At 66.3% G+C, this 14,067-nt stretch carries 12 protein-coding genes; 5 read left to right on the top strand and 7 right to left on the bottom strand.

Features of this window, described 5'->3' with window-relative positions; genetic code table 11:
- Positions 1-5 precede the first annotated feature (5 nt).
- Positions 6-1,685, bottom strand: a complete 1,680-nt coding sequence (locus AC1DQR_RS04380) for a GMC family oxidoreductase (RefSeq protein ID WP_416050261.1) — start codon at positions 1,683-1,685, stop codon at positions 6-8.
- A 292-nt stretch (positions 1,686-1,977) separates the two neighbouring features.
- Here AC1DQR_RS04380 and AC1DQR_RS04375 point away from each other — a divergent pair, with 292 nt between their 5' ends.
- Positions 1,978-3,399: a coniferyl aldehyde dehydrogenase gene (locus tag AC1DQR_RS04375; RefSeq protein ID WP_477132587.1), complete on the top strand. Its 1,422-nt coding sequence runs from the start codon at positions 1,978-1,980 to the stop codon at positions 3,397-3,399.
- Positions 3,400-3,604: 205 nt separating this feature from the next.
- Here the strand turns inward: AC1DQR_RS04375 and AC1DQR_RS04370 are convergent, their stop codons facing one another.
- Both AC1DQR_RS04370 and metK read right to left on the bottom strand, forming a co-directional pair.
- Entirely contained in the window at positions 3,605-4,564 is a 960-nt protein-coding gene (locus tag AC1DQR_RS04370; protein ID WP_416050259.1) for a Kdo hydroxylase KdoO, read from the bottom strand.
- A gap of 246 nt (positions 4,565-4,810) precedes the next feature.
- Positions 4,811-5,974: a methionine adenosyltransferase gene (gene metK, locus AC1DQR_RS04365; protein WP_477132586.1), complete on the bottom strand. Its 1,164-nt coding sequence runs from the start codon at positions 5,972-5,974 to the stop codon at positions 4,811-4,813.
- 385 nt (positions 5,975-6,359) lie between these two features.
- On the opposite strand from metK, the gene AC1DQR_RS04360 reads away from it, so the two are divergent.
- From AC1DQR_RS04360 to AC1DQR_RS04345, 4 genes are all read left to right on the top strand, one after another.
- A complete protein-coding gene (locus tag AC1DQR_RS04360) occupies positions 6,360-7,298 on the top strand; it encodes a lysophospholipid acyltransferase family protein (RefSeq protein ID WP_477132585.1) in 939 nt (312 codons plus the stop codon).
- The gene (locus AC1DQR_RS04355; protein ID WP_477132584.1) at positions 7,295-8,188 is read left to right on the top strand and encodes a lipid A biosynthesis lauroyl acyltransferase; all 894 of its coding nucleotides are present in this window, start codon (positions 7,295-7,297) and stop codon (positions 8,186-8,188) included. Before AC1DQR_RS04360 ends, AC1DQR_RS04355 begins: the two co-directional genes overlap by 4 nt.
- Positions 8,189-8,288: 100 nt before the next feature.
- Positions 8,289-9,155, top strand: coding sequence for a diaminopimelate epimerase (dapF, locus tag AC1DQR_RS04350; RefSeq protein WP_477132583.1), 867 nt, complete (start codon positions 8,289-8,291; stop codon positions 9,153-9,155).
- 48 nt (positions 9,156-9,203) lie between these two features.
- On the top strand, positions 9,204-10,013 hold the full coding sequence (locus tag AC1DQR_RS04345; protein WP_416050255.1) for a polyphosphate kinase 2 family protein: 810 nt from the start codon (positions 9,204-9,206) through the stop codon (positions 10,011-10,013).
- 52 nt (positions 10,014-10,065) lie between these two features.
- Here AC1DQR_RS04345 and AC1DQR_RS04340 read toward each other — a convergent pair whose 3' ends face one another.
- From AC1DQR_RS04340 to pyrE, 4 genes are all read right to left on the bottom strand, one after another.
- Complete coding sequence (locus AC1DQR_RS04340) at positions 10,066-11,418, bottom strand: DUF3734 domain-containing protein (protein WP_416050254.1); 1,353 nt, start codon at positions 11,416-11,418, stop codon at positions 10,066-10,068.
- Between the two features lie 142 nt (positions 11,419-11,560).
- Entirely contained in the window at positions 11,561-12,343 is a 783-nt protein-coding gene (locus AC1DQR_RS04335; RefSeq protein WP_174426068.1) for a 3-hydroxybutyrate dehydrogenase, read from the bottom strand.
- Between the two features lie 96 nt (positions 12,344-12,439).
- Positions 12,440-13,180, bottom strand: coding sequence for an acetoacetate decarboxylase (locus AC1DQR_RS04330; RefSeq protein ID WP_150989874.1), 741 nt, complete (start codon positions 13,178-13,180; stop codon positions 12,440-12,442).
- 177 nt (positions 13,181-13,357) lie between these two features.
- Positions 13,358-14,047, bottom strand: coding sequence for an orotate phosphoribosyltransferase (gene pyrE, locus AC1DQR_RS04325; protein WP_006162743.1), 690 nt, complete (start codon positions 14,045-14,047; stop codon positions 13,358-13,360).
- Positions 14,048-14,067: the final 20 nt, after the last annotated feature.

Raw genomic sequence — 14,067 nt, 5'->3', positions numbered from 1 at the left:
GCCCTTCACACGGCCAATACCTCCGCCATTCGCAACACCACGCGCGGGCCGTGCCGGATCAGGTCATGCGCGCGCTCGCCGATCATGATGGCCGGCGCATTGGTGTTGCCGCCAATCAGTGTTGGCATGATCGACGCATCCACCACGCGCAAGCCTTCCACGCCCCGCACGCGCAGTTGCGGATCGACCACCGCGTATTCGTCCATGCCCATGCGGCACGTCCCGACGGGATGGTAGATGGTGTCGGCATGGGCGCGGATCATCGCGCGGATCGCGCTGTCGTCGCCGCCATCGGCTGGCAAGTGCGCCGAATACAGCTCCTTGCCGCCGAACGCCGCCAGTTGCGGCTGGGCCAGGATTCGGCGCACGATCCGCACGCCGGCCACCAGGCCGTCGAGATCCCGCGGGTCCGACAGGAAGCAGGGGTCGATCATCGGGGCCTCGCGGATATCGGGCGAAGCCAGCCGTACCTCGCCCCGGCTTTTCGGGCGCAGCACGCAAACGTGGCAGGAATAGCCATGGCCCAGGCGGATGCGGCGCATATGGTCGTCGGCCATGCCGACCACGAAGTGCAACTGCAGGTCCGGCTCGTCCAGCCCGGCGTGGCTCTTCAGGAAGGCGCCTGCCTCGGCAAAGTTGGAAGTCAGCATGCCGGTGCGCTCGCGCCGGTAGCGCAGTATCTCGGCCAGCAGGCGAAACGCGCCGCCCACCGAGACGCCGAACAGCTCGGACGCCGCCACCCGCTTGTGCACGATGACGTCGAGATGGTCCTGCAGGTTGGCGCCCACGCCCGGCAGGTCGTGCACCACGGGAATACCTAACTCGCGCAGATGCGAGGCAGGGCCGACGCCCGACACCATCAGCAGTTGCGGCGAGCCGAACGCGCCGGCCGACACGATCACCTCGCGGCGTGCCCGCAACAGGGTCTCGCGGCCATCCAGCCGCACCACCACCCCCACCGCGTGGCGGCCCTCGAACTCGACGCGCAGCACCTGCGCGCCCGTCATCACAGCCAGGTTTTCGCGCCCGCCATTGCTGGCACGGTCGGCGGCGTCGCCGCGGTGCAGGTAGGCGCGCGCGGCATTCCAGCGCTCGCCGCCATGCTGGGTCACCTGGTACCAGCCAGCGCCCTCCTGGTCCACGCCGTTGAAGTCGTCGTTGCGGCGATAGCCGGCCTGCTGGGCCGCCTCGATAAAGCGCTGGCCAAAGGGATTGGGCGTGCGCAGGTCCGACACATGGAGCGGGCCGCTGCCGCCGTGCCAGGGATCGTCATCGCGTCCGGCCACGCGCTCATTGCATTCGGCCCGGCGGAAATAGGGCAGCACATCGTCCCAGGCCCAGCCGTCGCAGCCGGCCGAAGCCCAGCGGTCGTAGTCCGCCGGCGTGCCCCGCGTGTAGATCATGGCATTGAGCGAGGAACTGCCCCCCAGGCCGCGCCCGCGCGGCTGGTAGCCACGGCGCCCGTTCAGCCCGGGCTGCGCAACGGTGCGGTAGCCGTAATTATGGCTGCCGGCACGCGGCAGCATGGCCGCGCAGCCCGCCGGCGTCGACACCAGCACATGGTGATCGTGGCCGCCGGTCTCGAGCACCGCCACGCTGTCGCTGCCGCTGTCGGCCAGACGCCCGGCCAGGGCACACCCCGCCGAACCGCCGCCAACGACGAGATAGTCAAAGGTGGTTTCCATCCGTCTCCCCGCCTGGTCCGAGGTCAGTGTGCCGGGGTTGCGCCGAACGCTTCGGCAGGCCGCGCATGCCGGTCAACCCGGTCTGGCTGGCACGCCGAAAGCATGCCGCGAAATCAGTGTAGGGCTTTGCCAGGGCACTGGAAAGGACGAAGGCGGGCCGGTGTATACGGTTGTTTGAAGCACGCGGCTAGTGGCCGGCCTCCATTGTCAGGCGGCGCCGCTTGGCATATGGTGCGGGGATCTAAACGCCGCGCGCGCCGAGGGCAGCGCACGACCCCAAGGAGAGCGCGACATGAGAGAAGTGCCCGAGATGTCATCCGTATTCGACGCCATGCGCGCCGCCTCGCGCCGCGACCAGGCCCCGGCCTGGGCCGTGCGCGCCGACCGGCTGCGGCGCCTGCGCAAGCTGGTGACGGGGCACATGGACGAGATCTCGCAAGCCATCAGCGCCGATTTCGGCAACCGCCCCCGCCAGGAAACCGCGCTGCTCGAGGCCTTTCCCAGCGTGGCCGGGATCGACGATGCACTGCGTCATGGCAAGCGCTGGATGCGGGTGCGGCGGGTGCGCACCGGGCTGTGGTTCAAGCCCGCCACGTCGCGGCTGATGCCGCAGCCGCTGGGCGTGATCGGCATCGTGGTGCCGTGGAATTACCCGCTCTACCTGACCGTGGGCCCGCTGGTGGGCGCACTGGTCGCGGGCAACCGCGCCATGGCCAAGCTCTCCGAGTACACGCCGCGCTTCGCCGCGCTGTTCGCGCGCCTGGCGCAACAGGCTTTCGCCGCCGACGAGGTCACGGTGATCAATGGCGACGCGCAAGTGGCGAGCGCCTTTTCCGCCCTGCCCTTCGACCACCTGCTGTTTACCGGCTCAACCCAGGTCGGCCACCATGTGATGCGTGCGGCGGCCGCCAATCTCACGCCGGTCACGCTGGAACTGGGCGGCAAATCGCCGGCCATTGTCGGTCCCGGCGCCGACCTGGAGCGCGCAGTCGAACGCATCCTGGTGGGCAAGCTGCTCAACGCCGGCCAGACCTGCATCGCGCCGGACTATGTGCTGTTGCCGGAGGCCCTTCGCGAGCCCTTCGTCGAAGCCGCCCGCGCCTGCGCCGCCCGCCTCTATCCGGACCTGCCGGGCCAGCCGGGCCATGCGGGCAACCCCGACTACACCACCGTCATCAGCCCGAGGCACTTCGCGCGGCTGGACGGCCTGGTGAGCGATGCCGCCCGGGCCGGGGCCCGCGTGGTGCCGCTGTCACAGCTGCCCTCGGACCCGGAGCGCCGCCGCCTCGCGCCGGTGCTGTTGCTGGATGTCCCCGCCGACGCCACCGTGATGCGCGAGGAAATCTTCGGCCCGGTGCTACCGCTGGTGACCTACCGCACGCTGGAAGAGGCCATTGACTACATCAACGCCCGCCCACGCCCGCTGGCGCTCTACCTGTTCGAGAAAGACGGCCGCACGATCGACCACGTCATGGCGCAAACCGTGGCAGGCGGCGTCAGCATCAACGAAACGCTGCTGCATATCGCCCAGGAAGACCTCCCCTTCGGCGGCGTGGGCTCCAGCGGCATGGGCGCATATCACGGCCAGGCGGGCTTTGAGACCTTCTCCAAGCTCAAGCCGATCTTCCGCCAATCCGGCATCAATGGCGCCGGGCTGCTGAAGCCACCCTATGGCAAGCGCTTTGAAACGATGATCAAGCTGTTGATGCGCTGAATGACAAGGAAAGCCTGCGGCGTTGATCGAAGCCGCCGAACGGGCCAACGCTGCGCGCCATGACGACGGCTGTCTCTCCCTCTTCCCTCAGGGGGAGAGGGCCGGGGAGAGGGGTGGCTTAGCCAGGAGCCACGCAAAGCAAAGCCCGTGGTGTTTTCCAGCCCGCTGGCGTAACGACCACCCGCCCTGCGGCTCAAACCAAACCTCAGCCAACCACCATTGGCCGCCCCAGCATCCGCGCCAACACGGCTTCCGGCGAATGCGTATGGTCTGAAATCGCCTTCGGCGACAGGTAGTAGGTCTGCTCCATCATGGCCCGGCCCCGCATCGCCGCATGCAGCACCTGGTCGCTGAATACAATCCAGGTCGACCCCGGCGGGAACTGAAATTCCTGCTGCGGCACATTGGCCTGGTACTCCAGGTCGGCCTTCGCAAGATCGTGCAGCTGCAGCATCCGATGGTCATACTCCGAGCGCCGGCGCTTGGTGATATGCAGCATCTCCATCACCCGCGCCTGCCCCGGCCACATGCCCTTGGTCTTCGGCACGAAACGCTTGGCGAAATCGCCAAACGGCTCGCCCACACGCCACACGCGCGGCGCCTGCGGGTCAATGTTGTGGAACACGCGCAGCAGCCGCTGGCCCAGCATCGGGTTGGACGGGAAGGCGTCCACGTGCAGCCGCGTGTCGTCCTTGCGCCAGCTCACCGGCCGTCCGGCGATCTCGCTCGGGCGCAGCGAGGTGCCGGCGCGCACCATATGCGGGCCATATTCCGGGAACAGGCTGAGCACCAGCTTCTCGCTGTACTCGGCATAGCGGCGAATCAGCACGTACAGGTCTTTCAGGTCCTGCTCGCCGCCCGTCGCGCCGCGCACGGCCTGGTCGTTGGCGCGCAGGTTGATGTTCTTTGACTTGCCGTCCGACCAGCGGCTGTCCAGGAAACGCTCCTCGCCGGGCTCGAACTGGAAGCGAAGCTGGGGAAAGAACAGCACGGCGCCCTGCTCCAGCTCGCGGCGCAACCCCGCCTTGGTGCCGGCATCGAGTTGCGGGGCCCACTCGGTATAGGGCTGGGGCCGGATCAGGTTGAACGCGGGCGCGGCTGCCCCGGCCGCAGTGGCGGAGGTGGGGGTGGGCGTGGAAGGGGTAAGGGTCGAATCAAGTGACATGGGCATCCTCGGTATGCGGGCTCCGGCGGTCTTGAGCGCGCATGCGCGCGCCGCGGCAGGCGAACAAAGCGCCACTCGCCGGGCCGCCTTGCCATCCCGCGATTCTACCCTCGCGGCCATGGGGCGCCACGCCCCGCCTTACCCCGGTTGATGCAGGACAAGGCGGCGGCAAGCCAGGAACGCCATCGCTGACGCGAAAAAAAACCGCCCGAAGGCGGTCTTTCCGATGCGAGGTTCGCAGCAGCCTTACAGGCCGGCAGCAGCGCGCAGCAGCGCGACCTTGTCGGTKGCTTCCCACGAGAATTCSGGCTCTTCRCGGCCRAAGTGGCCGTAGGCMGCGGTCTTSTCGTAGATCGGGCGCAGCAGGTCAAGCATCTGCACGATGCCCTTCGGGCGCAGGTCGAAGTGGTCTTGCACCAGCGCGGCGATCGCCTCGTCGGAGATCTTGCCCGTGCCTTCGGTGTACACCGTCACATTGATCGGGCGGGCCACGCCGATGGCGTAGCTGACCTGCACCTGGCACTGGCGCGCCAGGCCGGCGGCGACCACGTTCTTGGCGACATAGCGGGCAGCGTAGGCTGCCGAGCGGTCGACCTTGGACGGATCCTTGCCCGAGAAAGCACCGCCACCGTGGGGCGAAGCGCCGCCGTAGGTGTCGACGATGATCTTGCGGCCGGTCAGGCCGCAATCGCCCTGCGGGCCGCCGATGACGAAGCGGCCGGTCGGGTTCACCAGGTACTTGGTGTCCTTGAGCATCTCGGCTGGCAGCACCGGCTTGATGATTTCCTCGATCACGGCTTCACGGATCTGCGCCTGGCTGATATCCGGCGAGTGCTGGGTCGACAGCACCACGGTATCCACGCTGTGCGGGCGGCCGTCGACGTAACGCACGGTCACCTGCGACTTGGCGTCGGGACGCAGCCAGGGCAGGCGGCCATCGCGGCGTAGTTGCGACTGGCGCTCGACCAGGCGGTGCGAATAATAGATCGGGAAGGGCATCAGCTCCGGCGTTTCATCGCAGGCGTAGCCAAACATCAGGCCCTGGTCGCCGGCACCCTGGTTCAGGTAGTCGTCGGAGGCGCGGTCCACGCCCTGGGCGATGTCAGGCGATTGCTTGTCGTAAGCGACCAGCACTGCACAGCCCTTGTAGTCGATGCCGTATTCGGTGTTGTCGTAGCCGATGCGCTTGATGGTGTCGCGCGCAACTTGGATGTAATCGACGTTGGCGGTCGTGGTGATTTCCCCGGCCAGGACAACCAGGCCGGTGTTGCACAGCGTTTCAGCGGCCACGCGCGCGTACTTGTCCTGAGCCAGGATGGCGTCGAGGACAGCATCGGAAATTTGGTCGGCGACCTTATCGGGATGGCCTTCGGAGACGGATTCCGAAGTGAACAAGAAGTCGTTTGCCACGAACTTTTCTCCAGGTTTGGCTATTGCGCGCCAACCTCTAAGCCCGGGCGGCGACGCTTTAGCGGTATTTTCATGCCGTTCCGGTAGAACGGTATCGCCCCGCAAGTTGTCAGTTAACTCGGCGATACGCGCTATTATACGCGCCTGCAAGCTACGCTGCAGCGCCCCGGTTATCTGGCACACCTGCCAATACCGGACGCTGTCGCGGCCAGGCCGCGCCACCCGTTAAGCGACGCGATTCCGGCCTGGCGCGAGCCTGCAGGCAGTGCAAGCCGTACGGTGGGCCCCGTAACAACACCAGAATCATTTTGATCGCCCCACTAACGGCAGCGCCCGGCAAAACATTAATGACCTACCCGGCCCGCCGGGCCGCTATCGCAATCCGATGACCTTTCTGTTCTGGCTGATTTCCCGCTTGCCGCTCTCCTGGCTGCACGCCATCGGCGGTACGCTCGGATTGCTGGCGGCACGCCTGCCGGGACGTTATGGCACGCGGCTCAGGGAAAACCTTCGCCATGCCTACCCCGACGCCAGCGACGCGATGGTGGCGCAGGCGGCCCGCTCGACCGGCCGCATGATCCTGGAAATGCCCTATTTCTGGAGCCGGCGCCATCCCGACGCGCGCATGTACAGCTTTGCCGACCGGCTCTGGCCGGAACTCGACAAGCTGATGGCACAGGGCCGCGGGCTGATCATCCTGGTGCCGCATCTTGGCTGCTTCGAAGTGCTTCCGCAGGCATTTGCCCTGCGGCATCCGGTCACGGCCTTGTACAAGCCGCCACACCAGGCCTGGCTGCGCGACTGGATCGTCAAGATGCGCACGCGCCCTAACCTGGCCATGGCGCCGGCGCAGCCGCGCGGCGTGCGCATGCTGGTCAAGGCACTCAAGCGAGGCGAGGCCATCGGCATCCTGCCCGACCAGGTCCCGACCGGCGGCGAAGGCGCCTGGGCGCCGTTTTTTGGCAAGCCGGCCTACACCATGACGCTGGTGCAGCGCCTGCAGCAACTCACGGGCGCGCCCATCGCGGTGATCTTCGCCGAACGCCTGCCGCGTGGCGCCGGCTTCCTCGGCCATATGCAGGTCATCAAGGACCCGCTGCCTGACGACCAGGCAGAAGCCGTCGCGGTGATCAACGCGGCCGTCGAGAAGCTGGTGAAGGCATGCCCGACGCAGTACCTGTGGGGCTACAACCGCTACAAGCACCCAGGCGGCGCGCAGCTGCCGCCCGCGGAGCCACCTCGCGCCCCGGCGGCCGACGCCTCGCGCAACCCCCTGGAGGTGCCGGCACCGGCACCCGCCTCTCTCTCCAACGACCAAAGATGAGCCGTATTTTTACCTGGCTTGGCATCGGCCTCTTGACCGTGCTGGGCAAGCTCCCCTATCCGCTCGTGGCACGCTTCGGCGAAGGCCTGGGCAGCCTGCTCTACCTCATTCCCAGCAGCCGGCGCCGCGTGGTGCAGACCAACCTGCGCCTGTGCTTTCCCGAGCGCACCGACGCCGAAATCGAAACGCTCTCACGGCAGACCTTTCGCACCGTCTTTCGCAGCTTTGCCGAGCGCGGCATCTTCTGGACCGGCAGCGAGGCGCAGATGCGCCGCTGGGTCCAGATCGACGACCAGGCCGGCCTGGTGGCGCTGGACGGCACGCCCCACATCCTCGTCACGCTGCATCTCTCTGGCGTCGAAGCGGGCGCGATCCGCCTCACCATCCACCTGCGCGAGCACGTCAAACGCTCCGGCGCCTCGCTCTACACCAAGCAGAAGAACGACCTGTTCGACGGGTTCCTCAAGCACGCGCGCGGCCGCTTCGGCGCCAAGATGATTGCCCGCAACGACAGCGCGCGCGACATCATCCGCTGCCTGCGCAAGGGCGAGGCCCTGCAGCTGATCGCTGATATGGACTTTGGCGAGCGCGACTCCGAGTACATCCCGTTCTTTGGCGTGGAGGCCCTGACCCTGACCTCGGTATCACGCCTGGCGCGGCTGACGGGGGCCAAGGTTGTGCCGATCTATACCGAGATGCTGCCCGATTACCAGGGCTATGTGCTGCGTATCCTGCCAGCTTGGGAAAACTACCCCGGCGACAGCGTGACCGAGGACACCCGGCGCATGAATGCCTTCTTCGAAGACTGCATCCGCCCCCGCGTGACTGAGTATTACTGGGTGCACAAGCGCTTCAAGCACCGCCCCGACGGCGAGCGCGAAAACTACTGACCACGTGGGCGCGGCGGCGGCATCGCCAGCCAGACATGCAGCCCGCGCCACCCTCGACACGCCACCAGCAAGCGCCGGACGGCCCGACTACAATCGCACTATGAAACTTCAGTTCACCAAGATGCACGGCGCCGGCAACGACTTCGTCGTGCTTGACGGCATCCACCAGACCCTGAACCTGACCCCGGCGCAGTGGCGCGCGCTCGCCAGCCGGCATTTCGGCGTGGGCGCCGACCAGATCCTGGTGGTCGAGAAACCCACCCGGGACGACGTCGACTTCCGCTACCGCATCTTCAACGCCGACGGCGGCGAAGTGGAGCACTGCGGCAATGGCGCGCGCTGCTTCGTGCGCTTCGTCACCGACCACGGCCTGACCGACAAGCGCTCGGTGCGCGTGCAGGTGATGAACGGCGTGATCACCTTGACGCTGCAGGACGACGGCCAGGTCACGGTCGACATGGGCGCGCCGGAACTCGAATCCGCCCGCGTGCCGTTCCGCCCTGAAGGCCTGCCGACCAAGGCCGAAGGCCGCGATACGCTGTACGGACTGGAAGTGAACGGCCGCACTGGGTGGATTTCGGCAGTGTCGATGGGCAACCCCCACGCGGTGCAGGTGGTGGACAACACCGAGGCGTTCCCGGTGCTGCAGGACGGCCCCATCATCGAGCATCACGCGAGCTTCCCCAACCGCGTCAACGCCGGCTTCATGCAGGTGGTGGAGCGCCACACGATTCGCCTGCGCGTGTTCGAGCGCGGGGCCGGCGAAACCCTGGCCTGCGGCACGGGCGCATGCGCGGCGGTCGTCGCCGGCATTCGCCGCGGCCTGCTGGACTCGCCGGTGCTGGTGCACACCCATGGCGGCGACCTGACGATTGCCTGGGACGGCGAAGGCGAGTCGGTACGCATGACCGGCCCCGCCACCACGGTGTTCGAAGGCAGCATTGACCTGGACCGGCTGCCTGCCTGACCATAGCGGCTTGCGGCCAGCCACGGCCGCGCCCTCTATGGAGTGCCAATGCCGCTCGCCGATTTCCGCATCACCTCGGGCAAGAACTTCAGCCTGGCCGACTTCAACCCCGACGCCAAGCCATTCTCCAGCGGCGAAAAGGTCGCCGACCAGGCCCGCCTCATCGAACTGAGCACCCAGCTCGACGCGCAGCAGGACATCTTCTATGCCGAGCACCAGCGCAAGCTGCTGATCGTGCTGCAAGGCATGGACACCAGCGGCAAGGATGGCACCGTGCGCGGCGTCTTTCGCAGCTTCGACCCGCTCGGCATCCGCGTCGTCAGCTTCAAATCCCCCACCGCCGAAGAACTCGCGCACGACTACCTGTGGCGCATCCATGCCCAGGTGCCGCGCGCCGGCGAGATCGTGGTCTTCAACCGCAGCCACTACGAAGACGTGCTGATCACGCGAGTGCACGAGTGGATCGACGAAGCCGAATGCGAGCGCCGCTACAAGCAGCTACGGGCATTCGAGACGATGCTGCTGGAAACCGGCACCACCATCGTCAAGTGCTTCCTGCATATTTCCAAGGACGAGCAGAAGGCCCGGCTGGAAGCACGGCTGGCGGATCCGCAGAAGCAGTGGAAGTTCGACCCGAAGGATCTGGAGGAGCGGCAGTACTGGAAAAATTACGAGACCGCCTATGAGGCCGCCATTGCCGCGACCAGCACGCCGGAAGCGCCGTGGTATATCGTGCCCGCGAATTCGAAGATGCACCGGAACCTGATGGTGGCGGAGATCCTGATGGCGGTGTTCGAGAAATTGAAGCCGGCGTATCCGCCGGGAAAGCCGGCCCTGGCGAAGCTGAAGGTGGTCTGAGGCACAAGGGCAACGCGAAGGGACCAGGCCAGGCCGGCCCCTTCGCTTTGGGTCAGGCATGCCCGTTGCCGCGATGGATGTCGTGCGTGACAAACGGCTTCTCGTGCGTCGGCATGGCCAGCCACTCCGGATGCTTCAGCGTTTCCCGGATGTCGTCCAGCCCGCTTGTCCAGTGCTCGTTCATCGTCAGCAAGCCAAACTGATAATCCTTGGCGTTGCCCTCAAACGTCTTGTCGCGATAGATCAGCTGGATCACGTTGCGGCGCGCATCGCATGCATACTCCGCCGCCTTGCGGTACCAGTCGTTGTCACGCTGCCCCTGCGGCACCAGCGCCATCACCTCGCTCAGCATGCGGCGGTAGTTCTGCTGCTCGCTCATGTAATCCGTGATGGTGCGCGTGCGGCTGGAGTACTGGATGTCTTTCTGCCGCTCGGCCACGTCCAGCAGGTTGTGCGGCAGCTTGCCCCGCGCGCTCCACAGGTCCACCTGGAAGATCAGCGCGTCGCGCCGGGGCTGGGCGGTCAGCACCTCCGACAGCGGCGTGTTGGACACCAGGCCGCCATCCCAATAAAACTCGCCATCGATCTCCACTGCGGGAAAGCCGGGCGGCAAAGCGCCGGAGGCCATGAAATGCTCGGCGCGCAGCTTGCGTCGGGTGTTGTCGAAATAAGCGAAATTGCCGGTCCGCACATTCACCGCGCCCACCGACACGCGCATCTCGTTATGTTGCGAGTTGATGCGGTCAAAATCGGCAAAGCGCTCCAGCGTGGCCTTGAGCGGGCTTGTATCGTAATAGCTGGCATTGGCGGGGCCGCACTGGCGCTCCACCAGGCTGGGCCACGGACGCGGCTGGAAGAAGCCCCGCTGCCCCTCGAAGATGGCACGCGCGGCCTCGATGCCGTCGAACCAGATGCGCAGCGGATCGGGCCAGTGCGCGGCGCCCTGTGCCGCCACCTCGTAGGGCAGCAGGCTGGGCAGCCAGGGCTGCTGGCAGATGTAGTCCCAGAATGCACGCAACTGCTCGACCCTGCGCTCAGGCGCATTGCCCGCGATCACGGCTGCGTTCAGCGCGCCGATTGAAATCCCGGCCACCCAGTTAGGCTGGATGCCCGCCTCCGCCAGCCCCTGGTACACGCCCGCCTGATACGAGCCGAGCGCGCCACCGCCCTGCAGCACTAAGGCCCTGACCGTGTATTCATGGTGAACCGGCCGCGTGCGGCCGGCGCCCTCGGGCGCGAGGTCCGGCGGCGCGCAGCCGCCGGGAGGCAGGAGGTTGGGCTCCGGCTCTCGTAGCGCTTCGGGCTTTGGCGCCTCGCGTTTTAGCGTGGGCGCCGCCGGGTTCGCTACCACGGCCGCCGCGGCGCTTTTTACAGCCTGCTTCGGCGTGCCCTTTCTCTGTGCCACTGTGTTTTCCTGTGCCACTTTATCCAGCTTCTGCCGACGTCCACCTGCCACGAACCCCTCCTTGATGACTTTGCTTTCCGACCGTGCATGCGGTCATGCCGGCCGGGCGGCTATACCGCCGCCCGGCCGCTTTTCTTGTCGCTTACTGCATGTACCAGCCGTGGCTCACGATAAAGGACTGCCCGGTCAGCGCCGCCGACGGGAAGGCGCACAGGAACAGCGCGGTCTGCGCCACGTCGTCCACGGTGGTGAAGACGCCGTCCACGGTGCCGCCCAGCATGACGCGGCGAATCACCTCTTCTTCGCTGATGCCAAGCTCCTTGGCTTGTTCCGGAATCTGCTTGTCGACCAGCGGCGTGCGCACGAAACCCGGACAGATCACGTGCGAGCGCACGTTGTACTCCGCCCCTTCCTTGGCCAGCACGCGCGCCAGGCCAAGCAGCGCGTGCTTGGCGGCAACGTATGCGGACTTCAGTGGCGAGGCCTCGTGCGAATGCACCGAACCCATGTAGATCACGGTGCCGCCGCGCTTGTCCTTGTACATATGCTGGAGTGCGGCCTTGGTGGTGAGGAAGGCGCCATCGACGTGGATGGCCTGCATCTTCTTCCAGTCGGAGAAGGCGTAGTTCTGGATCGGGTTGACGATCTGGATGCCGGCGTTGGAGATCAGGATGTCGATGCCACCGAACGCCTTGGCCACCTCCTCGGTAGCGCTGTTGACCGCGTCCTCGTTGGTCACGTCCATCGCCACGGCGATGGCGCGCCCACCGGCAGCTTCGATATCGGCGGCAGCTTTCTGCGCGGCCTCGAGATTCAGGTCGGCGATGGCGACCGCCGCGCCTTCCTTGGCCAGCAGGTCAGCAATGGCGCGGCCGATGCCGCTGGCAGCGCCGGTCACGATGGCGGATTTTCCTTGGAGCTTCATGGACGTTTCTCCTGTCTGGATGATTCAGGTTAGCCGGGCCGGCCGGAGGGGCCGGGACCGATGGAAACCGTTGGAAATCGTTGGATGCCTGGCCGCTCAGGCCAGGTAGTCGAACACCACCTCGCCCAGCCCTAGAGTGAGGTCGGCAACGTAATGCTTGGCGCCGAGGACTTCCAGCACCGGGAGGCCAGCCACCGGCGCGAGCGCATGGGGCGACAGCGACAGCGCCGCGGGCCCGGTCCACGCACCTTTCATCTGCACGTCTTTCAGGAAGTAGCAGACCAGCTCGCAGATGCGCGCGGAGCCGTCCACGTGCGGAATGATCTTGAGCAGGTAGTTGGGCGTGCTCGCAAGCGCCAGGCCCAGCGCATCCTTGTCGAGTTCGCGGTGCTTGTAGCCCATGGTGCCGGTGGCGACGCGCACCGGGCCATAGTCGAGCGTACCGACCAGCGTATCGGTGTGGACCGCCAGTGCGGGGCTGGCCAGCTTCTTCGGAAAGCCCCATAGCTCGCGCCCGCCCGCCAGTGGCGGATGGTCGTCGAGGTACATGGCGTGGGTGTAGTTGCCGGGCTTGCCCTGGTAGGTGACGGGAATCACCTGGCCCGATTCGGTGTAATCGCCAAACCCGGTGGAGTCCGGCATGCGGATGAATTCGTAGTTGACCACCGCGTCGGTGATCTCCAGGGGTTCCGGCACCACCGCGCGCAACAGCTCGGGATCCGTACGGTAGGAAATGATGAAGAATTCGCGATGGATGAAGCGGTATGGCCCCATCGGATAGGCCGGATTGGTAAGCGGCATGGCGAATGCCTGCTCGCGGATCGTCTTGATGTCCATCGCCAGCCAACCTCCTGAAGAGATGCTGCGCCGCCTTGCCGGGCGGCAAGGCGAATCGCTGGCGTCCCCGGGGGGCCGGCCAGCGAGATCAGTCAGACCGGCGATTTTCGTGCGCGGTTCCCTGCTATCTGCTGCATTGCGACAAAGCGTTGCAAGCAGCAGGCAACAGATCCCAGACTATACGCCGTAGCGCTGCCGATAGGCAGCCACTGCCTCGCGCGAGCCGCCCAGCGCGGGATCCTGCGATGCGTCCAGGTAAGCCAGCAGGTCCTTCAGGCTGGCGATGGAGATCACCGGCACGCCATATTCGCGCTGCACATCCTGCACTGCAGAATGCGTGCCGACCTGATCGGCGGTGCCACTCTTTTCCATGCGGTCGAGCGCGATCAGCACCGCGGCCGGCTCCGCGCCAGCCGCGCGGATCATCGCCATCGACTCGCGCACCGAGGTGCCGGCCGAGATCACGTCGTCGATGATCACGACCTTGCCCTGCAGCTTGGCGCCCACCAGCGTGCCGCCCTCGCCGTGATCCTTGGCTTCCTTGCGGTTGTAGGCGAAGCCGACGTCACGTCCGAGCCCGGCCAGCGCCACGGCGGTGGCGGACGCCAGCGTAATGCCTTTGTAGGCCGGCCCGAACAGCACGTCGAACTCCAATCCGGATGCGAGCAGGGTTTTCGCATAGAATTGCGCCACCTGGCCCAGCATCGCACCCTGGTTGAACAGGCCTGCATTGAAGAAGTACGGCGACTTGCGGCCCGCTTTGGTCACGAATTCGCCGAAGGACAGTACGCCAGCGTCGAGCGCGAAGCGGATGAAGGTCTGGCTCAGGTCGCCAGCGCCGGGCTGCGGCGTCGTCTGCTGCGTCATCTTTTCTCTCTGATTTCAAA

This window comes from Cupriavidus sp. 05L411 (assembly GCF_056398045.1).
This window is presented reverse-complemented; position numbering and strand designations above follow the sequence as displayed.

Bases quoted from the DNA above. Each gene is read 5' to 3' on its own strand.
- AC1DQR_RS04380 (WP_416050261.1), bottom strand. From the start codon at position 1,685: ATGGAAACCACCTTTGACTATCTCGTCGTTGGCGGCGGTTCGGCGGGG.
- AC1DQR_RS04335 (WP_174426068.1), bottom strand. From the start codon at position 12,343: ATGAAGCTCCAAGGAAAATCCGCCATCGTGACCGGCGCTGCCAGCGGC.
- dapF (WP_477132583.1), top strand. From the start codon at position 8,289: ATGAAACTTCAGTTCACCAAGATGCACGGCGCCGGCAACGACTTCGTC.
- AC1DQR_RS04345 (WP_416050255.1), top strand. From the start codon at position 9,204: ATGCCGCTCGCCGATTTCCGCATCACCTCGGGCAAGAACTTCAGCCTG.
- AC1DQR_RS04375 (WP_477132587.1), top strand. From the start codon at position 1,978: ATGAGAGAAGTGCCCGAGATGTCATCCGTATTCGACGCCATGCGCGCC.
- pyrE (WP_006162743.1), bottom strand. From the start codon at position 14,047: ATGACGCAGCAGACGACGCCGCAGCCCGGCGCTGGCGACCTGAGCCAG.
- AC1DQR_RS04370 (WP_416050259.1), bottom strand. From the start codon at position 4,564: ATGTCACTTGATTCGACCCTTACCCCTTCCACGCCCACCCCCACCTCC.
- AC1DQR_RS04355 (WP_477132584.1), top strand. From the start codon at position 7,295: ATGAGCCGTATTTTTACCTGGCTTGGCATCGGCCTCTTGACCGTGCTG.
- AC1DQR_RS04330 (WP_150989874.1), bottom strand. From the start codon at position 13,180: ATGGACATCAAGACGATCCGCGAGCAGGCATTCGCCATGCCGCTTACC.
- AC1DQR_RS04360 (WP_477132585.1), top strand. From the start codon at position 6,360: ATGACCTTTCTGTTCTGGCTGATTTCCCGCTTGCCGCTCTCCTGGCTG.